This window comes from Bradyrhizobium sp. SZCCHNS2022, from assembly GCF_032377575.1.
Lineage (GTDB): Bacteria > Pseudomonadota > Alphaproteobacteria > Rhizobiales > Xanthobacteraceae > Bradyrhizobium > Bradyrhizobium aeschynomenes.
The window spans coordinates 3,591,846-3,612,548 of sequence record NZ_JAUHHZ010000001.1 but is presented as its reverse complement, the minus strand read 5'-3'; the positions used below and the strand labels follow the sequence as shown (position 1 = coordinate 3,612,548).

General features: G+C 65.2%; 15 protein-coding genes. 5 read left to right on the top strand and 10 right to left on the bottom strand.

What is annotated here, in order from left to right; all coding sequences use genetic code 11:
• Nucleotides 1-157: 157 nt before the first annotated feature.
• From QXZ94_RS16015 to QXZ94_RS15995, 5 genes are all read left to right on the top strand, one after another.
• Nucleotides 158-1,351, top strand: coding sequence for a pyridoxal-phosphate-dependent aminotransferase family protein (locus tag QXZ94_RS16015; protein WP_315721216.1), 1,194 nt, complete (start codon nucleotides 158-160; stop codon nucleotides 1,349-1,351).
• The gene (locus tag QXZ94_RS16010; protein WP_315721215.1) at nucleotides 1,351-2,148 is read left to right on the top strand and encodes an enoyl-CoA hydratase/isomerase family protein; all 798 of its coding nucleotides are present in this window, start codon (nucleotides 1,351-1,353) and stop codon (nucleotides 2,146-2,148) included. Before QXZ94_RS16015 ends, QXZ94_RS16010 begins: the two co-directional genes overlap by 1 nt.
• 132 nt (nucleotides 2,149-2,280) lie before the next feature.
• Nucleotides 2,281-3,267, top strand: a complete 987-nt coding sequence (locus tag QXZ94_RS16005) for a tripartite tricarboxylate transporter substrate binding protein (protein ID WP_315721214.1) — start codon at nucleotides 2,281-2,283, stop codon at nucleotides 3,265-3,267.
• A gap of 32 nt (nucleotides 3,268-3,299) precedes the next feature.
• The gene (locus QXZ94_RS16000; protein ID WP_315721213.1) at nucleotides 3,300-3,842 is read left to right on the top strand and encodes a tripartite tricarboxylate transporter TctB family protein; all 543 of its coding nucleotides are present in this window, start codon (nucleotides 3,300-3,302) and stop codon (nucleotides 3,840-3,842) included.
• Nucleotides 3,843-3,972: 130 nt separating this feature from the next.
• Complete coding sequence (locus QXZ94_RS15995) at nucleotides 3,973-5,493, top strand: tripartite tricarboxylate transporter permease (RefSeq protein WP_315721212.1); 1,521 nt, start codon at nucleotides 3,973-3,975, stop codon at nucleotides 5,491-5,493.
• A 222-nt stretch (nucleotides 5,494-5,715) separates the two neighbouring features.
• Here the strand turns inward: QXZ94_RS15995 and QXZ94_RS15990 are convergent, their stop codons facing one another.
• The 10 genes from QXZ94_RS15990 to QXZ94_RS15945 all read right to left on the bottom strand — a co-directional run bounded on the left by QXZ94_RS15990 (nucleotide 5,716) and on the right by QXZ94_RS15945 (nucleotide 20,522).
• Nucleotides 5,716-9,681, bottom strand: coding sequence for an autotransporter domain-containing protein (locus QXZ94_RS15990; protein WP_315721211.1), 3,966 nt, complete (start codon nucleotides 9,679-9,681; stop codon nucleotides 5,716-5,718).
• Between the two features lie 524 nt (nucleotides 9,682-10,205).
• The gene (locus QXZ94_RS15985) at nucleotides 10,206-10,367 is read right to left on the bottom strand and encodes a hypothetical protein (RefSeq protein ID WP_172112654.1); all 162 of its coding nucleotides are present in this window, start codon (nucleotides 10,365-10,367) and stop codon (nucleotides 10,206-10,208) included.
• A gap of 168 nt (nucleotides 10,368-10,535) precedes the next feature.
• Entirely contained in the window at nucleotides 10,536-11,726 is a 1,191-nt protein-coding gene (locus tag QXZ94_RS15980) for a CoA transferase (RefSeq protein WP_315721210.1), read from the bottom strand.
• A 129-nt stretch (nucleotides 11,727-11,855) separates the two neighbouring features.
• Nucleotides 11,856-13,079, bottom strand: a complete 1,224-nt coding sequence (locus QXZ94_RS15975) for a phenylacetate--CoA ligase family protein (protein ID WP_315721209.1) — start codon at nucleotides 13,077-13,079, stop codon at nucleotides 11,856-11,858.
• A 123-nt stretch (nucleotides 13,080-13,202) separates the two neighbouring features.
• Nucleotides 13,203-14,042 carry an ABC transporter ATP-binding protein gene (locus QXZ94_RS15970; RefSeq protein WP_315721208.1) on the bottom strand — a complete coding sequence of 280 codons (840 nt, stop codon included), beginning with the start codon at nucleotides 14,040-14,042 and terminating at the stop codon, nucleotides 13,203-13,205.
• A 164-nt stretch (nucleotides 14,043-14,206) separates the two neighbouring features.
• Nucleotides 14,207-15,493, bottom strand: coding sequence for an ABC transporter substrate-binding protein (locus QXZ94_RS15965; protein ID WP_315721207.1), 1,287 nt, complete (start codon nucleotides 15,491-15,493; stop codon nucleotides 14,207-14,209).
• 58 nt (nucleotides 15,494-15,551) lie between these two features.
• Complete coding sequence (locus QXZ94_RS15960) at nucleotides 15,552-16,625, bottom strand: branched-chain amino acid ABC transporter permease (RefSeq protein WP_315721206.1); 1,074 nt, start codon at nucleotides 16,623-16,625, stop codon at nucleotides 15,552-15,554.
• A gap of 3 nt (nucleotides 16,626-16,628) precedes the next feature.
• Nucleotides 16,629-17,522, bottom strand: coding sequence for a branched-chain amino acid ABC transporter permease (locus tag QXZ94_RS15955; RefSeq protein ID WP_315721205.1), 894 nt, complete (start codon nucleotides 17,520-17,522; stop codon nucleotides 16,629-16,631).
• 202 nt (nucleotides 17,523-17,724) lie between these two features.
• Nucleotides 17,725-19,656, bottom strand: a complete 1,932-nt coding sequence (locus QXZ94_RS15950) for a long-chain fatty acid--CoA ligase (RefSeq protein ID WP_315721204.1) — start codon at nucleotides 19,654-19,656, stop codon at nucleotides 17,725-17,727.
• Nucleotides 19,653-20,522 carry an ABC transporter ATP-binding protein gene (locus tag QXZ94_RS15945; protein WP_376698597.1) on the bottom strand — a complete coding sequence of 290 codons (870 nt, stop codon included), beginning with the start codon at nucleotides 20,520-20,522 and terminating at the stop codon, nucleotides 19,653-19,655. Before QXZ94_RS15945 ends, QXZ94_RS15950 begins: the two co-directional genes overlap by 4 nt.
• Between the last annotated feature and the right edge of the window lie 181 nt (nucleotides 20,523-20,703).

Sequence of the window (20,703 nt, the reverse complement as noted above, 5' to 3'; positions counted from 1 at the left end):
GAAAAAGGGGAATCGTGTGCATCTGAGGGATGTCAGCCCGAAGCGCTCGGTGCTCGCGTCTTCTTTATTGACGCCAGCGGTCTGGCGGGAGAAAAGCGCGGCGAACGCGTGGGATGCCACGTCCGCGCGCCAACCAAATGACCGGGGATGGACGCCAATGACTGTGCACACAGGACGGCATTTTCTTCAGATTCCGGGGCCGACCAACGTGCCCGACCGCGTGCTCCGCGCGATGGATATGCCGACGCTCGACCATCGCGGTCCGGAGTTCGCGGAACTCGGTTTCGCGGTGCTGGCCGCCTCGCAACGGATCTTCCGAACCAAGCAGCCGGTGATCATCTATCCGTCGTCCGGCACCGGCGCATGGGAAGCCGCAATCGTCAACACGCTCGCGCCCGGCGACAAGGTGCTGATGGCCGAGACCGGCCAGTTCGCGGTGCTGTGGCGGGGCATCGCCGAGAAGTTCAAGCTCGACGTCGATTTCATCCCCGGCGATTGGCGTCACGGCGCCGATATCGCGGCGATCGAGCAGCGCCTCGTCGACGACAAGGCGCACAAGATCAAGGCCGTCTGCGTCGTTCACAACGAGACCTCAACGGGCTGCCTGACACCGCCGCTGGAGGTGCGCAAGGCGCTCGATCGTGCCGGCCATCCGGCGCTGTTGATGGTCGACACCATCTCGGGCCTTGGTTCGATGGAGTATGAGCACGACGCCTGGGGCATCGACGTCTCCGTCGCCGGCTCGCAGAAGGGGCTGATGCTGCCGCCGGGCCTCGGCTTCAACGCCGTCTCCGAGAAGGCGCTCGCCGTCGCCAAGGCCAATCCCGGCATGCGCTCCTATTGGGACTGGCAGGAGATCATCACCTTCAACAAGCTCGGCACCTTCCCCTATACGCCGGCCTGCAATCTCTTGATGGGCCTCAACGAGGCGCTGAAGATGCTGGAGGAGGAGGGCCACGAGAACGTGTTCGCACGCCACCGCCGCCACAGCCTCGCGACGCGCGCGGCGGTGAAGGCCTGGGGCCTCGACACGCAATGCGCCGATCCGCAGGCGCATTCGCCGGCGCTGACCGGCGTCGTCATGCCCGAGGGCCATGACGCCGATGCGTTCCGCAAGACCGTGCTCGAGAACTTCGACATGTCGCTCGGCACCGGCCTGAACAAGATCAAGGGCAAGGTGTTCCGCATCGGCCATATCGGCCATTTCAACGACCTGATGCTGATGGGCACGCTGTCTGGCGTCGAGATGGGCCTCGCGCTCGCCAATGTCCCGCATCGCGCCGGTGGCGTGCTCGCCGCAATGGACGTCCTGAAGGCGCGCGAGGCTGCGCCGATTCCGAAGGTGGCCTGATGAACGCTCCTGCGACCGGCTCCGACGATCTGATCTATGCCGTCGACGACGGCATCGCCAAGATCACCTTCAACCGGCCGCAGGCGCGCAACGCGATGACGTTCGCGATGTACGACCGGATGGCCTCGATCTGCGAGGCCATCAACGCCGACCGCTCGATCAAGGCGCTGATCCTGACCGGGGCGGGCGACAAGGCCTTCGCCTCCGGCACCGACATCTCCCAATTCCGCGCCTTCAAGACCGCGCAGGACGCGCTCGACTATGAGGCGCGTATCGACCGCGTGCTCGGAACTCTCGAACTGTGCCGCGTGCCGGTCATCGCGGCGATCGCGGGCGCATGCACAGGCGGTGGCGCGGGCATCGCCGCCTGCTGCGACATCCGCATCGGCACCGAGAGCACGCGCATCGGTTTTCCGATCGCGCGCACGCTCGGCAATTGTCTGTCGATGTCGAATATTTCGCGCGTGGTCTCGCTGATCGGACCGGCGCGGACCAAGGACCTGATCTTCAAGGCGCGCCTTGTCGAGGCGCCGGAGGCGCTCGCGCTCGGCCTGCTCAGCGAGATCGTGCCCGACGTCGACACCCTGCAGGCGCGAGCGTTGGAGACGGCAAGACTGGTTGCCTCGCATGCACCGATCACGCTCGAAGTCACGAAAGAGGCCGTGCGCCGCATCCGCCGTACGCTGTCCCGCGACGAGGGCGAAGACCTGATCCTGCGCGCCTATATGAGCGAGGATTTCCGCGAGGGCATGGACGCGTTCCTGAACAAGCGGACGCCGAACTGGAAGGGCAAGTAGTCCGATGCTGATCGTGCGACCTTATGCTGATGTCATGAGGCCGCATCTCGCTTGTGTTCTTGAAGTGACCACAATAAGCCGGCAGTATCCTGGTAGGACACAAGCTGGTGCTTTGAACGGGGGATGAAACACGTGCGTAATCTGATCACGATCGCAGCCGCTGCGGCTGCCATTTTCGCAAGCGCGCCGGCCTCTGCCGGTTGGGAGCCGACCAAGCCGGTCGAGATCGTCGTCGCCGCCGGCGCCGGCGGTGCTTCCGATCAGATGGCGCGGATGATGCAGGCCGCGATCCAGAAGAACAATCTTCTGAAGCAGCCGGTGGTCGTGTCGCTGAAGGGCGGCGCCTCCGGGGCCGAAGCGCTGATGTACATGAAATCCAGCGACGGCGATCCGAACAAGGTCCTGATCGCCTATTCGCTGATCTACATGCTGCCGCTGTCGGCCAAGCTGCCGTTCGACTGGCGTGAGCTGTCGCCCATTGCCGTGATCGCGCTCGACCAGTTCGTGCTGTGGGACAATGTCAACGGCCCGAAGACGGTGAAGGAGTTCATCGACGCCGCCAAGGCATCGAGCTCGCCGTTCAAGATGGGCGGCACCGGATCCAAGCGCGAAGACCACGTGCTGACCGTTTTCATGGAGAAGAAGACCGGCGCGAAGTTCTCCTATCTGCCCTACAAGTCGGGCGGTGAGGCTGCGACCCAACTGGTCGGCGGGCACACCGAGGCCAACGTGAACAATCCTTCCGAGAACCTTGAAGTCTGGCGCGCCGGCCAGGTGCGTCCGCTCTGCGTGTTCGACAAGGAGCGCATCTCTTACACGACCAAGGTCACGGAAACCCAGTCCTGGAACGATATTCCGACCTGCAAGGAGCAGGGGCTGGACGTGCAGTACCTGATGCTGCGTGGCATGTTCCTGCCGGGCAAGGTGACCCAGGAGCAGCAGGAGTTCTATGTCGACCTGTTCAGCAAGCTGGTTCAGACGCCGGAATACAAGGATTATATGGAGAAGCAGGCGCTCAAGCCGATCTTCCTCACCGGCAAAGACATGCTGCAGTTCCTCGAAGAGGACGGTTCGTTGAACAAGCAGCTGATGACGGAAGCCGGCTTCGTAGCCAAGTAAGGCCGGCGAAGCTGAGGGGATGAGGAAGATCGATGTCCAACGCTGAGCTCGAGATCGCGGTCGACGATCCGACGGCGCCGGAGGAGAATTCTCCGGCCGTCACCTCCAACCGGACCGTCGACGTCGGAGTGTCGCTGCTGCTGCTCGGGCTCGCTGTCCTGCTCGCCTGGGACAATTGGCGGACCGGCGCGTCCTGGGACTCGACCGGTCCCGAGCCCGGCTACTTCCCGTTCTATCTGTCGGTGATCCTCGGTGGCGCCAGCCTCTACGGAATCGGCGCCGCCTTCCTGTCGAGCAAGGAAGCGCGCGAGACCTTCGTGACGCGGGCGCAGCTGCGACGCGTGATGGCGGTATTCGTGCCGACGCTGCTCTTCTGCATCGCCATGCAGTTTCTCGGCATCTACGTGGCGAGCTTTCTCCTGATCGCCGGCTTCATGCGGATCGTCGGCAAGATCGCGATCTGGAAATCGCTGCTCACGGCGTTCCTGTTCAGCGCCGTGATGTTCGTGACCTTCGATGTCGTGTTCGACGTGATCATGCCCAAGGGACCGCTCGAAGCGGCGTTCGGGTACTAACCAATTCTCTCACCAGTCGTCATTGCGAGCGAAGCAATCCAGACTCGAGCCTGACAACTCCTGGATCGCGTCGTCGCTTCGCTCCTCGCGATGACGGAGGAAGTGGAACTGCACCAATGGAAGCCAAGTAATGGAAGCTCTGGGTCTGCTGCTGCACGGGTTCGCGGTCCTCCTGACCTGGAAGACGCTGCTCTTGATGATGGTCGGGCTGGTGCTCGGCGTGTTCGTCGGTGTGCTGCCGGGGCTCGGCGGTCCCAACGGCGTCGCCATCCTGTTGCCGCTCACCTTCTCGATGGACCCGACCTCGGCCATCGTGATGCTGTCCTGCATCTACTGGGGCGCGCTGTTCGGCGGCGCCATCACCTCGATCCTGTTCAATATTCCCGGAGAGGCCTGGTCCGTCGCGACCACCTTCGACGGTTATCCGATGGCACAGCAGGGCAAGGCGGCGGAGGCGCTGACCGCGGCCTTCACCTCGTCCTTCATCGGCTCGCTGGTCGCGGTGCTGCTGATCACCTTCTTGGCACCATGGATCTCGTCCTTCGCGCTGAAGTTCGGGCCGCCGGAGTTCTTCGCCGTCTATCTGCTGACCTTCTGCTCCTTCGTCGGCTTGGGACGTGAGGACAAGCACAAGACCGTTATCGCGATGGCGCTCGGCCTGCTGCTCGCCGGCGTCGGAATGGACACCGTCTCCGGCCAGCTGCGCATGACCTTCGGCTCGACCGACCTCTTGCGTGGCATCAACTTCCTGGTCGCCGTGATCGGCCTGTTCGGCATCAGCGAGATCCTGCTGACGATGGAAGAGCGTCTGGCGCTGCGCGGCCACGCCGCATCGATCTCGCTGCGCACGGTGCTCGCCGTCTGGAAGGACCTGCCGAAGTACTGGATGACGCTTTTCCGCTCCTCGGTGATCGGCTGCTGGCTCGGCATCACGCCGGGCGGCGCCATCGCGGCCTCCTTCATGGGCTATAACCTCGCCAAGCGCTTCTCCAAGGACCAGGACAGTTTTGGCAAGGGCCGCATCGAGGGCGTGTTCGCGCCTGAGACCGCGGCGCACGCCTCGGGCACCGCGGCGCTGCTGCCGATGCTCGCGCTCGGCATTCCCGGCTCGGGCACCGCGGCGATCCTGCTCGGCGGTCTGATGGTGTGGGGCCTCAATCCCGGCCCGCTGCTGTTCGTGGAGCACAAGGATTTCGTCTGGGGCCTGATCGCCTCGATGTATCTCGGCAACGTGGTCGGTCTCGTGCTGGTGCTCTCGACCGTGCCGATCTTCGCCTCGATCCTGCGCGTGCCGTTCGCGGCGGTGGCGCCGATGATCGTGGTGTCCTGCGCGATCGGCGCTTATGCGATCCAGAACGCGATGTTCGACGTCTGGCTGATGCTCGGCTTCGGCGTCGTCGGCTACGTCTTCAAGAAGATCAAGATTCCGCTGGCGCCGTTCACGCTGGCGCTGGTGCTCGGCAGCCGCGCCGAGGACGCGTTCCGGCAGTCGATGATCATCTCCGGCGGCAACATGAAGGTGTTCTGGGCGAACGGCCTGGTCGGCACCATCACGACGCTGGCGATCGTGCTGCTGTTCTGGCCGCTGATCGACCGGCTGGTGGCGAGCGTCAGCAAGTCGACCCCGCCGGCAGCGAAGGCTGAGGCGTAGGCGCGGTCTTCCACCCACGGTCATTCCGGGGCAAGGCCGCAGGCCTTGAACCCGGAATCTCGAGATTGGGTGGCGTTCTTTTCGACAGCTCGGGATTCCGGGTTCAATCGCCAACGCGTAGCCGCTGCGCGGCTTCGCGCTGTCGATTGCCCCGGAATGACGTTGGAGGCGCGATGGGCCACGCGCCTATCAACTCGGCGGTGTCAATCGCCACACCGGCTCTCACCACGCGTAGCGCACTGTCCCCTTGCCGGCATACGACCGCGTCACGTTCGAGATTTCGCTCTCGAACGTCGCCATCGCGCTCCAGCCGTTCAGCCAGTTCATCTCGATTGAGGTCGTGGTCAATGCAGAGTCGCGCGCCTGCGCTGCGCCGTTGACGACGAAGCTCGCGCCGGGCAGCGTCTGGAACGTCGCGGCTACGGAGCGATCGGGATTGAAGTCGTGAGCCCAGGCGAGGCGGCCGCGCAAGGTGAGATTGCCGTCTGCCAGTGCATAGGATTTGTCGGAGCGCAGGCCGAGCTCGGTGCGCGTGTCGGTGACGGTCTTCCCGGCGTAGGTCAGGGCGAAGGTCGCGGCGCCGGCTGTGGCCTGTTCGATATAAGTGGGCAGGCGCAAGCTGTTCACCTGCGCTGCCGCATAGGGTGTGACACCGACGCCGCCAAGCGGCGCGACGAAACGCGTGCCGCCCTCGATGCGGCCGGTCCACGCATTGGCCTGATAGCTCGCGCGTAAGCGATCGGTGCCGGAGATGGTGACGGTGCGGTCGGTGGTGACGTCCTGCCAACCGTAAGCCAGCGCGGCCCTCAGATAGCTCGGACCAATGTGATGATGCAGATAGGCGCCGGCCTGGAACAGGTCGGAGCGGCCGGAGCCGAGACCGTTGACACTGAAGCTGGTGCCGCCTCCGGCGAGGGCAAAGCCTGCGATGGTGCGCGGCGCGATCCGATAGTCGGCGCCGACGGCGGTGCCGGCAAGGTGGCTGGTGGTGTCGTTGGAGCCGACGCTAGCATTGCCGCTGGTCGATTGCGAGCCGCCGAAGCCGGCCGCCCACACGTTCCAGCGCTGCGCAAAATCCGCAGGCCGTTCGTCGGGCAGCATTGCAAAGGCATCGGTGCGTTTGCGCGCCGCGTCGGCGTAGCTGCTCGCACCACCGCTGCCCTGGCGTTGGGCGAACGGATCGGTGAGCAGGCCGGCGAACTGGCTCATCGCATTGAAGGTGGTCTGCTGCACGCCCGTGGCGCTCTCGCCAGAGGCCTGCGTCAACCCCGCCTGATTCAGCTTGCCGAACACGAGCGGAATGTCGCCGGTGCGATCGAAGTAGGCCGACAACGTGTCGCCCACCGCCTTCTGGTTGCCGCTGAGGCCGCCGGGCAGGGCAAACGCGAGGATCAGGTCGAGATAGACGTTGTTGGCGTCGTAGCTCAGGCTGGTCTTGAAGCCGGACGGCAGGTTGGTCTTCACGACCGATCCGAAGCTGCCTGAGATGCCGCCGCTGGTCGTCAGGATCGTGTAGCGCTTGTCGACATAGCCGCCGGTGCCGAACACGGCGTTGACAGTCGCACCGCCGAGGGAGGCAGATCCACTCACGCTGGCGAACGAAGCCGTCGTCGGATCGAGCTGCACGAGATAGTACGCGCCCGACTGGAAGGCGAGATTGCCGATGATGGTCATCGACGAGCCGGCGGTGCCGTTGCCCGGCGCCAGCGTGCCGCCATTGTTGATGCTCACCGTCATCGGCGGATCGACGAGACCCGCGCCCATCAGCGTGCCGCCGGCATTGACCGTCACGCCCGAGGTGTTGGTGATGGCGCCGGCGACTTCGAGCACGCCGCCGTTGACGATGGTGGCGCCGGTATAGTTGTTCGTGCCGGTGAGCGTCATCCGGCCGGTGCCGGTCTTAGTGAAGCCGCCGCTGCCGGAGATCGCGCCGGAGAAGCTGGTATTGCCGTTGTTGCCGCCCGCCGTCAGCATTGCCGCGCCGAGCAGGACATTGCCGCTGCCCGCGAGCGAGCCGATGGCCTGATCGAAGCCGTTGAGATCGAGCGTTGCGCCTGACGCGATTATGAACGCGCTGGCCGAGGCGAGCACGCCCGAGGCGCCGGCCTGCAGGGTACCAGCACTGATCGTCGTCGCGCCGGTATAGGTGGTCGCTCCGTCGAACCGCATCGTGCCGGTGCCGACCTTGGTGAAGCCGCCGCTGCCGGAGATCGTGCCGAGAAAGTTCGTGCTCGTATTGTCGCCGCCCGATGTCAGCGTGGCCGCGCCGAGCAGCACGGCGCCGCCGCCCGTGAGCGAGGCGATGGTCTGGTTGAAGCCGTTGAGATCGAGCGTGGTGCCGCTATCGACCTCGAATGAGCTCAAGGGTGCGAATGCGCCGGCCGCGCCCGCGCGCAGCGTGCCGCCATCGACGATGGTCAGGCCGGCGTAGGTGTTGGTGCCGCTGAGCGTGAGGAGTCCGGGCCCGCTCTTGACGAAGGTGCCGCTCCCAGAAATCGTGCCAGAGAACACCGCGGCTCCGCCATTGTCGCCGATCGCCAGTGTTCCATTGCTCCCGAGCAGCACGTTGCCGCTGCCGCTCAATCCTCCGATGGTCTGGCCGGTGCCATCGATATCGAGCGTCGCACCAGTCGCGATCATGTAGCTGCTGGCGACCGAGAGAACGCCGGACGCGCCGGTCCGAAGCGTGCCGCCGCTGACGAGGGTGTCGCCGGCGTAGCTGGTGACCCCGCTCAGCGTCAGGACTCCGGTGCCGAGCTTGGTCAGGCCGCCGCTGCCGGAGATCGTGCCGTTGAGCGTGGCGTTGTTGCCATTGGTATCGAAGCTGCCGCCGCCGGCATTGAGCGTGATATTGCGGCTGGAGCTGAAGCCCGCCAGAACTTGCAGCGTGCCGCCGCCGAACGACAGCCCGCCGGAGGCCGCGCCGAGATTGGCATCGGATGAAACCGCAAGCGTGCCCTGGTTGATCGCCCAGGGCGTGACGGCGGCCGTGGTGCCGGTCAACGTCCACGTGCTCGTGCCGGTCTTCACGAAGCTCGAGAAGCCCTGATACTGCGCCGAGCCGCCGATGCTGGAGACGTCGAATGTGCCGTTCGCCGTGCCACCCAGCCGGAACGTGTCGCTGCCGTTGCCGACCACGTTGCCGTTGATGATCGAGCTCGCCCAGATCTCCAGCACGTTGCTGCCGCCGGTGAAGGTGATGGCGTTGGCGTCGAACAAGGGATCGCCACTCAAATTGGATCCCGCCGCGATCGCGCCGCTGTTGATGATGGTGAGATTGGCCCCGCGCACGCCGTCTCCGGCTGACCCGAAGACGCCATTAGACGAACTGCCGCCGATGCCGCGGACACCTGTCGCGCCGCCCGTGATGCTGCCGGAATTGATCAGCGTGCCGCCGGTCGCGAAGACGACGCCCGCGCCACCATTGCCTCCGTCCCCGCCCGCGTTGGGCTGGCTGCTGTTGAGAGCATTGCCGCCGTCGCCGCCATTGCCGCCGGTGATGCTGCCGGAATTGGTGAGAACGCCCGTGCCGGTCAGATAGACGCCGTAGCCGCCATCGCCGCCGGCGCCGCCGTGCCCATTGTTGTTGGCCGTGCCGCCCGGGCCGCCGATGCCACCGGCGATCGCGCCGGTGTTGGTGTAGTTGAGGCCAGTGCCGTCGAGGACGAGCCCATAGCCGGCTGCGCCGCCGCCGCCGCCGCCCCAGCTCAGGCTGGCGGAGCCGCCGCGTCCCCCATAGCCGCCGGTAATGGTCGCGGTATTGCTGCCGTCCGTCGTGACCACCGCACCATGAGCACCGCCACCGCCGCCGCCGCCGCTCGACGTGCCGCCGCCGCCCTGGCCGGCATGCCCCGATTCACCCGGCGCTCTGCCGCCTTGGCCGCCGCTGAACGCGCCGGAATAATCGCCACCACCGTCGCCGCCGACCGCGCCTGCGCCGCCGCCACCGCCCCCTTGCGTGAGGTTGCCTCCCGCAACACCGTTCGCTCCGGTGCCGGTTGCCGAACTGGCGCCGCCGTTGCTGGTGCCGTTGACGTTGCCGCCGGAGCCGCCGCTGGTCGCCTGGGCGAGCGCTGGGCTTGCCAGCGCGAGCGATAGCAGCGCCGTGGTCGCCGTGAGCCAATGCAGGCGGGTCCGTCGGAGAGAACCGGCCGCACGCTCGGTGTTCGATGTTTCTGGGATCAGCACGCCAGCCCTTTGCGCAACGCGATGTCAGGCCAGTGCCGATCGACGGGCAGAGGCCGTCATCCAAAGCACGCAAAATTGCGGAGACGGGAACTGTGACTTTTTGGGTGAATAGCGCGGCAGAGCCGTTCTCAGCCGGACTGTGGCACCGCCGCCACGTTCACCAGCAGCTGGATTGACTTCGCCGGACCGTTGTTCGATTCGCTCCGGCGCTTCTCCAGAGGTTGTGTCTTTGCGATGACAGCATTTTAGGCAGAGCGGTGGTAGGCTTCATTCATGGGCAGATTTCGTCCTGCTCAGCGTGGTGACGCCGCATGGATGGTCATCGCGCCCTGATGTTTCCTCCCGAGACGATCTCTTGCCCGGCGCTTGCGTCGGGCTTTTTTTTGCGCACGGTTCGATCGCTGAATTCAGCGTGTTTCAGCTCATTCGGGAGCAGAAAAGCAAAAGCCCTCGTCCGGCTGATCGAACGAAGGCTTCATCGGGAAACATTGCCAGGACGCGATTGAACTCGCGTCAGCTTGGTCTCAGTTGACGGTTTCCTCGACCGGCATGTGGTACCAGTCGGACTCGTTGTCGAGCATCGTCTCGTCAAACGGAAGAGCACTGCCGTGGTTCAGGGCAGCCGCGTTGACGTCGCGAACCATGTCCATCGCCGTCAGAAACTCGTTCAACTCGGATGCGCTCATGACCCCGTTACTCCTCACGCCCGCGGGCCACTTCAGGTCCGCGTCAACTGATGAGAAGAGATTAACGCGGTCTTGCCTTGGCCTCAATCCGGTCAAGGTGGAAGTTCCAACGTGGTGACATCTGGGCCACAGCGGCGGAATGCCACGGCTCAGTCATATTGCACCTGCTCACACCACCCGATGCAGCCGGAGATCGGCGATTTCGCCGTCAGTGAAGCCGAACTCGGCGAGGATCTCCTCGGTCTGCTCGCCGAACTCCGGCGGCCGCGCCGCCATACGGCTCGGCGTGCGCGACAACGTGAAGGGCTGCGCCACCAGCGTGATGTCGCGTCCGTCGTCGCTCGGCACGGGCTGTGCCATGCCGAGATGCTTCACCTGGGGATCCTCGAACATCTGATCGATCGCGTAGATCGGCCCGCAGGGCACGCCGGCGGCGTTGAGCTCGGCGACCCATTGCTCGCTGGTCTTGGCCAGCGTGCGCGCGTTGATTTCGGCGTTCAGCGCGTCACGGTTCTTCGATCGCGCCGGCGCCGTGGCGTAGTCCGGATTGTCGATCCATTCGGGCGCGCCGAGCGTCTGGCACAGCCGCTCCCAGATCCGCCCGCCGGTCGCGGCGATGTTGATGTAGCCGTCGGAGGTCTTGAAGACACCGGTCGGGATGCTGGTCGGATGATTGTTGCCGGCCTGCGGCGCGACGTCTTTTTCCATCAGCCAGCGCGCGGCCTGGAAATCGAGCATGAAGATCTGCGCCTGCAGCAGCGAGGTCTGCACCCACTGGCCTTCGCCGGAGACCTCGCGCTCCAAGAGCGCGGTGAGGATGCCCATCGCACAGGACAGGCCGGCGGAGAGATCGGCAATCGGAATGCCCGCGCGCATGGGGCCCTCGCCGGGCGCGCCGGTGATCGACATCAGCCCGCCCATTCCTTGCGCGATCTGGTCGAAGCCCGGCCGCTTGGAATAAGGGCCGTCCTGGCCGAAGCCGGAGATGCTGCCATAGACGATGCGCGGATTGACCTTGCGCACGGCCTCGTAGTCGATGCCGAGCTTGGTCTTCACGTCGGGGCGATAGTTCTCGATCACGACATCGGCCTGCTTCGCCAGCCGCATGAATACGTCGACCCCCTTAGGGTCCTTCAGGTTGAGCGTCATCGCGCGCTTGTTGCGATGCAGGTTCTGGAAGTCGGAACCGCGGCGCGGGCCGCCGAGCGCCTCGCCGCCGTCCTCCATCATCGCGTCGATCTTGATGACATTGGCGCCCCAATCGGCGAACTGCCGGGCGCAGGTCGGGCCGGCGCGCACCCGTGTCAGATCGAGCACGGTGAAGCGGGACAGGGCTTTGGACGCGCGCGGGAAGGCCATGCGGACGAACTCCAGGGAACGTGACATGGCTGTATAGGAGAGCGCGCGTGAGGCGACAATTGCGCATGGGACGTGCGCACGGCCGCGCTCATGACGGTGATGCAGGGCTTGGCCGCGCTGGAACAAGTCTCAGCGTTGGTCGGCGATCACCTTGCCGTCGTTGGGCAAAGATCCGGGTGCGACCAGCTCGACGCTGCCGCCGAGCTTGGTGACGCTGCGCAGACTGGCGTTCAGCGCCTCGGTGAGACCGTCCGACGGCGAGGCGCATTCGGCCTTCAACGTCATCGCATCGGTCTCGCCGGCGCGGGTGACGACCAGGCGGAGGCGGCCGAGCTCGGGATGGCGCTTGCCGATCTCGGCGACCTGCTCGGGCCGCACGAACATGCCCTTGACCTTGGTGGTCTGATCGGCGCGGCCCATCCAGCCCTTGATGCGCATGTTGGTACGGCCGCAGGCGCTGAGGCCGGGCAGGGCGGCGGTGAGGTCGCCGAGCGCGAGGCGGATCCACGGGTGATGCGGATCGAGCGAGGTGACCACGATCTCGCCGACGTCGCCCTCCGCGACGGGATCGCCGGTGCCGGGGCGGACGATCTCGAAGATCAGGTCCTCATTGACCACCATGCCCTCGCGCGCCGAGGTCTCATAGGCGATGATGCCGAGATCGGCGGTGCCGAACGCCTGGTAGGCGTCGACGCCGCGCGCCTTGATCTCGGCCTGCAGCGACGGCGGGAACGCTGCGCCCGACACCAGCGCGCGCTTGAGCGAGGAGACGTCGCGGCCGGCGCTGGCAGCGGCGTCGAGCAGGATCTTGAGGAAGTCGGGCGTGCCGCTGTAGCCGATCGGGCGATAGGCCTCGATCAACTCGAATTGCGCCTCGGTATTGCCTGGACCGGCCGGGATCACCGCGCAGCCGAGCGCGCGCGCCGAGGCGTCGAAGATGAAGCCGCCCGGGGTCAAATGATAGCTGAACGTGTTGAGCACGACGTCACTGCTGCGGAAGCCCGAGGCGAACAGCGCGCGGGCGCCGCGCCAGGGATCGCTGTGTGCGGCTTCCGGCTCGAAGATCGGCCCGGGCGAGGTGAACAGCCGCGAGAACGCGCCCGGTGCTTGCGCGACGAAGCCGCCGAACGGCGGCGCCGCCTTGTGCAGGGCGGGGAGTTCTGACTTGCGCAGGACCGGAAGCTGCGCCAGCGCGGCACGGCTGGTGATGTCCTGCGGATCGATGCCCTGGAGCAGCGCCGCATAGGCCGGCGCCTGCATCGCCGCGCGCAGCACGTCGGGCAGGCGGCTGAAGAGGTCCTGCTCACGCTCAGTGGGATCACGGGATTCGAGGGCGTCGTAGTGGGTGGTCATGCCCGGTCCTTCAGTCTTGCACCGTCATGCCCGGGCTTGTCCCGGGCATCCACGTCGTTCGTCGTTGCGGCTCGCGCGTGGATGGCCGGGTCAAGCCCGGCCATGACGAGGAGAGAAGCTCGGCTACAGCCACCGCTTTCGCCGCTTGAAGCTCTTCAGGTTCTTGAAGCTCTTGCGCTGGTCGCCGGCGCCGCCGAGGTAGAACTCCTTGACGTCCTCGTTGTCGCGCAAGCTGTCCGCGGTGCCGTCGAGCACCACCTTGCCTTGCTCCATGATGTAGCCGTGGCTGGCGACCGACAGCGCCGCACGCGCGTTCTGCTCGACAAGGAGAATGGTGACGCCGAGATCCCTATTGATCTCCTTGATGATAGCGAACACCTCCTTCACGAGCAGCGGCGACAAGCCCATCGACGGCTCGTCCATCAGGATCATCTTCGGTCGGGCCATCAGCGCGCGGCCGATCGCCAGCATCTGCTGCTCGCCGCCTGAGAGATATCCGGCAAGGCCGGTGCGCTCCTTCAGCCGCGGGAAATAGTTGAACACCATCTCGATGTCGCGGTTGACATCGCGATCGGATCGCGTGAACGCGCCGAGCTTGAGGTTCTCCAGCGAGGTCATGTCCGAGACGATGCGGCGGCCCTCCATGACCTGGAAGATGCCACGGCGGACGATCTTCTCCGGATCGATGCCGTCGATGCGCGCGCCGTCGAACATGATCTCGCCGCGCGTGACCTCGCCATCCTCGGTCTTGAGCAGGCCGGAGATCGCCTTGAGGGTCGTCGACTTGCCGGCTCCGTTGGCGCCGAGCAGCGCGACGATCGCTCCCTTGGGCACATCGAGGCTGAGCCCGCGCAGGACGAGGATGACGTCGTCATAGACGACCTCGATGTTGCGCACGGAGAGTAGCGGGGCTGCGCTCGCGCTGGCGGCGCTGGTTCGCGGAGTGTCGAGTGTCTCGGTCATTGTGGTTGTCCACCGCTGTCGTCCCCCGCGAAGGCGGGGGACCCAGTATTCCAGAGACGCCGTTGCTTCACCGAGAAGCCGCGGCGTACTGGATCCCCGCTTTCGCGGGGATGACGATCGTGTGTGGAGTTGCTGCCGAGCTCATTCGGCAGCAGCTCATCGGCTTACCAACCCGCCCATTCGGCCTTGCGCGGCAGCTCGATGGTCTTGACCTTCTCGAGCTTGATGACGCCCTTGGCCATGAGGTCGTTGAGGTCGCCCTCGGTCGGTCCGGTCACCTTGGCGCGATAGAGGTCGACCTTCATGGTGCCGCGGTGGTCCTTCTCGGTCCAGGTCGACGGGCTGCAGACGCCTTCCATGCCCGCGGGCACCCAGTCCTTCTTCTGGTGGAAGCCCTTGGCGACGTTCTCGCCGGTGGCGCCGCCATTCTTCGCTGCCCACTCGATCGCCTCCTTCATGTAGAGCGAGGAGCAGACCGCGGCGACGTAGTGCACCGGGCGATAGACCTTGCCGGTGGGGTCGGACATCTTGGAGATCTCCTGCACCGTCTTCATGCCCGGCGCATCGCCGCCCCACGCCACTGAGGTGCGCAGTGGGAAGATCACGCCGTCGGCGGCATCCCCTGCGGTCTTGGCGGCGTTCTCGTCCATGCCCCAGACGTTGGACAGGAACTGGACGTCGACGCCGGCATTCTTGCAGGCCTTCATCACCGAGATGTTCGAGGCCGCGGTGTTGCCGAGATAGGCGTAGTTGGCACCGGAGCTCTTCAGGCTCAGGCACTGCGCGCTGTAGTCGCCCGGTGCGAGCGCGAACACCAGCGGCGGCAGCACTTCGAAGCCGAGCTCGGTGGCGAGCGCCTCGCCCGCCGCCTTCGGCGCGTTCGGATAGGGGTGGTTGGCGCCCATGTGGACGAATTTCGGCTTGCCGGGCTTGCCCTTCGCCTTCCAGTCCTCGGCCGCCCAGGTCAGTTCGGCGCGCAGCGCGTCCGAGTAGCTCGGGCCGTAGAAGAAGTTGTACGGCGCAGGCTTGGCCTTGCCGCTGGTGCCTTCGGGATCGGTCAATGCGGCGGCGTAGGAGCCGGACATGTCCGGGATCTTGTCGTTGGCGAGGAAGCCGGTCAGCGCCTCGGTGTCGGCCGTGCCCCAGCCCATGATGGCGGCGACCTTGTTGTCCGGCGCCGACCACTTCTTGTACAGCGCGATCGCGCGCGGCACCTGGTAGCCATAGTCGTTGCTGTCGACAGCGAGCTGCTTGCCGCCGATGCCGCCGTTCTTGTTGACCCAGGCAAAGGTGTCGACCACGGCCTGGCCGTAGGGCGTACCGACGTCGGACGTGCCGCCCGACAGATCCTGCAGATGGCCGATGGCGATCTGCTGCGCATTTGCCGTCGAGGCGAAGGTGCCTGCGAGCAGCGCCAGGGCAGCCGAGCCTAGCCATGATGTCATCGTCATAGTGCTTCCTCCTGTGTGCGTTTCGGGCCGGATTGTCGCCGGTCCCTTTTGGTTGGAATCAATGTGAGAACGGGTAGAGCTTCCAGTATGTCTTGATCTGGCGCCAGCGATGCGCGAGCCCGTCGGGCTCGAACATCAGGAAGGCGATGATGATCAGGCCGATGGCGATCTCCCGCAGGAAGGTGATGTTGTTGTTGAGCGCGAGCGCCTTGTCGATGGCGCCGCCCTTGAGGAAGTGACTGAGCCATTCCATGGCTTCGGGCAGAAGCACGACGAAGGCGGTCCCCATCAGGGTGCCCATGATCGAGCCGGTGCCGCCGATGATGATCATGGCCAGGAACAGGATGGAGCGCTCGATGCCGAAGCCTTCCTGCGAGATTACCAGCTGATAGTGCGCATAGAGCGCGCCGGCGATGCCGGCGAAGAAGGCGGCGAGGCCAAACGACAATGTGCGATATTTGGTCAGGTTGATGCCCATGATCTCGGCCGAGAGATAGTGGTCGCGGATCGCGATCAGCGCACGGCCGTCGCGGGTGCGCATCAGGTTGGTGACCAGGAGGTAGCAGACCAGCACATAGGCCAGCACGACGTAGAAATATTGCCGGTCGCCGCGCAGGGTGTAGCCGAAAATCGAGAACGGATTGGCCGACGCCGGTACCGAGCCGCCGGAGAACCATTCGGCGCGCGAGAAGAAGTCGAGCAGGATGTATTGCGCGGCAAGCGTCGCAATGACGAGATAGAGCCCCTTCAGCCGCGCCGCCGGCAGGCCGAAGACGAGCCCCACGAGCGCCGTGATCACGCCGGCGAGCGGGATCGCGAAGAAAACCGGGATCGCATAGGTGTTGTTGATGTAGGCCGAGGTGAAGGCGCCGAGCAGGAAGAAGCCGGCTTGGCCGATCGATATCTGCCCGGTAAAGCCGACCAGGATGTTGAGGCCGAGGGCGGCGATGGCGAAGATGCCGATCTGGATCGCGACCGACAGCCAGTATTCGGAGAACACCTGCGGCGCGAAGCACAGCAGGATCACGCCGGCGATCGCGAAATTGCGGCTCGTTCTGGTCGGGAAGATCGTGGTGTCCGCCGCGTAGGAGGTGCGGAAATCGCCGGCGGGTATCGTGGAACGCGCAACCATGGTTCAGATCCGCTCGATGTCTTTGGTGCCGAACAGGCCGTAGGGCTTGATCATCAGGATGATGATCAGGACGTAGAACGGCGCGATCTCGTAGAGATTGCCCCAATGCAGGTACTGGCTGTCGACATACTGCGCGACGTTCTCTAGCAGCCCGATGATGATGCCGCCGAGCACCGCGCCGCCGACTGAATCGAGTCCGCCGAGGATTGCCGCCGGGAATACCTTGATGCCGTAGGCCGACAAGCCTGATGAGACGCCGTTGACCACGGCCACGACCACACCTGCCACGGCCGAGACCGTGGCTGAGATCGCCCAGGCCATCGCGAAGACGTTCTTCACGGAGATGCCGAGCGACTGCGCCACCTGCTGATTGAAGGCAGTGGCCCGCATCGCGAGGCCGTATTTGGAGACCTTGAAGAACCAGGCCATGCCCAGCATCATCAGCACGGACACCACGAGGCTCATGACGTAGACGGTTTGAATCTGCAGCCCGAACAGATCGACGGCCTTGCTGGCGAACACCGGCGGGAACGGCTGCGGATTGACGCCGAACATCCATTTCAGCGCGGCCTGGAACACGGTCGAGAGACCGATCGTCACCATGATCACGGAAATGATCGGCTCGCCGATCATCGGCCGGAGGATCACGACCTGAACCGCGATGCCGAACGCGAACATGAAGACGAGCGTCAGCGGCATGCTGACCCAGAACGGCACCTGGTATTTGGTGAGCAGCAGCCAACATACCCAGGCGCCGATCAGCAGCAGCTCACCTTGCGCGAAGTTGACGACCTGGGTCGCCTTGTAGATCAGCACGAACGACATCGCGACCACGCCATAGAGCGTGCCGACGACGAGGCCGTTGACCAGGAGCTGGATGAGGAAGGCGGTGTTCATGATGCGGGCACGCTGTAACCCTCTCCCCTTGTGGGAGAGGGTGGCTGCGCGCAGCGCAGCCGGGTGAGGGGTTCTCTCCGCGGGCGAGCGAGAGGAGAGGGACCCCTCACCCGACCGCGCTTGCGTCGACCGGCGGAGATGCCCTCTCCCCCAAGGGGAGAGGGCGCAGTCATGCGCAGGGTCGCTCGCTGAGGCTCGCGCATCATTCCGCCGCCTCCGCCATCGGTCCACGCCCACCCAAGTCCACGACCTTCAGTGTCGTTCGGATCCGCTGCGTCGTGCCGTCCTGGAAGCGGATGATGGTATCGACGGGGATCTCCGGCTTGCCGCCGTAGATGCCGTCGATGATGTCGGCATACTTCTCGTTGATCACGCTGCGGCGGACTTTTCGGGTGCGGGTCAGTTCGCCGTCGTCGGCGTCGAGCTCCTTGTAAAGCAGCAGGAAGCGGGCGATGCGCTGGGCCGGCGGCAGATGCGCGTTGACGGTCTCGACCTCCTTCTGCAGCAGCTTATAGACCTCGTTCCGCGAAGCGAGGTCGGAGTAGGTCGTGAATGCGATGCGGTTCTTCTCGGCCCATTTCGAGATGATCGAGTAGCGGATGCAGATCATCGCGGCGAGATGCTCGCGGCCGGCGCCGAGCACGACGGCTTCTGCGATGTAGGGCGAGAATTTCAGCTTGTTCTCGATATATTGCGGCGAGAAGCGCTCGCCGCGCGCGGTCTCCGCGAGGTCCTTGATGCGGTCGATGACGACGAGCTGTTTCGCGTCGTTGAAGTAGCCGGCGTCGCCCGAATGCATCCAGCCGTCCTTGATATCGGCGGCCGAGGCCTCCGGGGCCTTGTAGTAGCCCAAGAACATGTTGGGATGACGCACCAGGATCTCGCCGATGCCCTGGCTGTCGGGCTGGTCGATCTTGATCTCAATGTCCTCGGCCATCGGCACGCCGGTCGTATCGGGATCGACCTTGTTCTCGGGATGCAGCGTGTAGGCGCCGAGCAGCTCGGTCTGGCCGTACAGGGTGCGCAGCGGCACGCCCATGGCGCGGAAGAACTTGAACGTATCGGGCCCGAGCGCCGCGCCGCCGGTCGCCGCGGAGCGCAGGCGCGTGAAGCCGAGCCGGTCACGCAGGGCGCGGAAGAGAAGCATGTCGGCCAGGCCAGAATGCTCGCCCTTCTCCAGCGCCGCCAGGCCTGTCGTCATGCCCAGATGATAGAGTCGCTGCTTCAGCGGCGAGGCATCCATGACGGCGGCACGGACGTCGGCCGCGATCTGCTCCCATACTCTCGGTGCGAACAGCACGAAGGTTGGCGCGATCTCGCGAAAGTCGTTCATCATGGTGTCCGGCTCTTCGACGAAGTTGACCTTCATCCGGCAGAGCAGACCTTTGCCGAGCACATAGACCTGTTCCATGATCCAGGGCAGCGGCAGCACCGAGACGTATTCGTCGTGCGGTCCCTTGGGATCGAAGGCGAGATAGGTGGCGCAATGCTTCAGCACGCGCGCCGCCGACAGCATCGCGAGCTTGGGATGCGACGTCGTACCCGAGGTGGTGCAGAGGATCGCAACATCCTCGCCCTCGGTCGCGTCGACCATGCGATCGTAGAGATCGGGCTCGCGCGCGGCACGGGCGCGGCCGAGTTCGGCGAGCTTGTCGGCCGGCAGAAGCCGAGGATCATCATACTTCCGCATGCCGCGCGGATCGGAATAGATGATGTGCTTGAGCACCGGCACGCGGTCGGCGAGGTTCAGGAGCTTGTCGACCTGCTCCTCGTCCTCGGCGAACACCAGCCGGGCCTCGCCATAGTTCAAGAGATAGGCCGCCTCGTCGTCGAGGACGTCGCGATAGAGACCGAGACTGTGGCCCCGGATCGCATGGGTTGCGATCTCCGCAGCGACCCAGTCGGGCCGGTTGTCGCCGATGATGCCGATCACGTCGTCCTTGCCGAGCCCGAGCTCGGTCATGCCCAGCGTGAAATCGCGCACGCGCGTCTGGTAGTCCGCCCAGGTGAAGGTGCGCCACAGCCCGAGGTCCTTCTCGCGCAGCGCGATCTCCTTGCCGTGCTCCTTTGCATTCAACCGCAAGAGCTTCGGATAGGTGTCGGCCTGCTTGACGCGGCCCGCGTAGTCCATCATGCAGCGTCCTCCGCGATGGAGGGCGCATCGTCGGGATCGACCAGCAGTTCGTCCTCCTCGCCGAGGTAAGCACGCTTGACGTGGGGATCGGCGAGCACCGCTGCGGGATCGCCCTCGGCGATCTTGCGGCCGAAATCGAGCACCATGACGCGGTGCGAGATGTCCATGACGACGCCCATGTCGTGCTCGATCATCACGACGGTCATGCCGTATTCCTCGTTGAGGTCGACGATGTAGCGGGCCATGTCCTCCTTCTCCTCGAAGTTCATCCCGGCCATCGGCTCGTCGAGGAGGATCAGATGCGGCTCCAACGCCATCGCGCGGGCGAGCTCGACGCGCTTGCGCAAGCCGTAGGAGAGGGTGCCGGCCGGCGCCTTGCGCACAGACTGCAGGTCGAGGAAGTCGATGATCTGCTCGACCTTCTCGCGATGCTTCAACTCCTCCCGCCGTGCGCCGGTGAGCCAGTACAGCGAACCGGTGAGGAAGTTGTTCTTCAGCAGGTGATGGCGCCCGACCATGATGTTGTCGAGCACGCTCATGTGGTGGAACAGCGCGAGGTTCTGGAAGGTGCGGCCGATGCCGATATTGGCGCGCGCGTTCGGCGGCAGGCCGGTGATGTCGCGGCCGCGATGGAACAGGCGGCCCTCGGTCGGCTTGTAGCGGCCGGAGATGCAGTTGACGATCGAGGTCTTGCCGGCGCCGTTCGGGCCGATGATCGAGAACAGCTCGCCCTCGCGCACGCCGAAGCTGACGTCGGTCAGGGCCTTCACCCCGCCGAAACGCAGCGAGACTCCGCGCGCTTCCAACGTATAGTCCAAGTCGTCCTCCCGAAGTCCTTGTCGGCGCTTGTCGCGCTCTTCAAGCATCGTGTCGCGACGTATCCTTCGTCGCTGTCGTCGCAATCCTAGCCCGCTCACCGGTTCCGCGCCATCCGACGAATGACGGGCCAGCGGGATGCGGTGCACTTTGCCGCATCCGAGGGCCGACCGGCATCCTCCACGCATCAGGGAGGCACCGATTCGAATGCGGTGGTCCTCGATAGGGGAA

Bases quoted from the DNA above. Each gene is read 5' to 3' on its own strand.
- QXZ94_RS16015 (WP_315721216.1), top strand. From the start codon at position 158: ATGACTGTGCACACAGGACGGCATTTTCTTCAGATTCCGGGGCCGACC.
- QXZ94_RS16010 (WP_315721215.1), top strand. From the start codon at position 1,351: ATGAACGCTCCTGCGACCGGCTCCGACGATCTGATCTATGCCGTCGAC.
- QXZ94_RS16000 (WP_315721213.1), top strand. From the start codon at position 3,300: ATGTCCAACGCTGAGCTCGAGATCGCGGTCGACGATCCGACGGCGCCG.
- QXZ94_RS15995 (WP_315721212.1), top strand. From the start codon at position 3,973: ATGGAAGCTCTGGGTCTGCTGCTGCACGGGTTCGCGGTCCTCCTGACC.
- QXZ94_RS15985 (WP_172112654.1), bottom strand. From the start codon at position 10,367: ATGAGCGCATCCGAGTTGAACGAGTTTCTGACGGCGATGGACATGGTT.
- QXZ94_RS15980 (WP_315721210.1), bottom strand. From the start codon at position 11,726: ATGGCCTTCCCGCGCGCGTCCAAAGCCCTGTCCCGCTTCACCGTGCTC.
- QXZ94_RS15975 (WP_315721209.1), bottom strand. From the start codon at position 13,079: ATGACCACCCACTACGACGCCCTCGAATCCCGTGATCCCACTGAGCGT.
- QXZ94_RS15970 (WP_315721208.1), bottom strand. From the start codon at position 14,042: ATGACCGAGACACTCGACACTCCGCGAACCAGCGCCGCCAGCGCGAGC.
- QXZ94_RS15965 (WP_315721207.1), bottom strand. From the start codon at position 15,493: ATGACGATGACATCATGGCTAGGCTCGGCTGCCCTGGCGCTGCTCGCA.
- QXZ94_RS15960 (WP_315721206.1), bottom strand. From the start codon at position 16,625: ATGGTTGCGCGTTCCACGATACCCGCCGGCGATTTCCGCACCTCCTAC.
- QXZ94_RS15955 (WP_315721205.1), bottom strand. From the start codon at position 17,522: ATGAACACCGCCTTCCTCATCCAGCTCCTGGTCAACGGCCTCGTCGTC.
- QXZ94_RS15950 (WP_315721204.1), bottom strand. From the start codon at position 19,656: ATGATGGACTACGCGGGCCGCGTCAAGCAGGCCGACACCTATCCGAAG.
- QXZ94_RS15945 (WP_376698597.1), bottom strand. From the start codon at position 20,522: ATGCTTGAAGAGCGCGACAAGCGCCGACAAGGACTTCGGGAGGACGAC.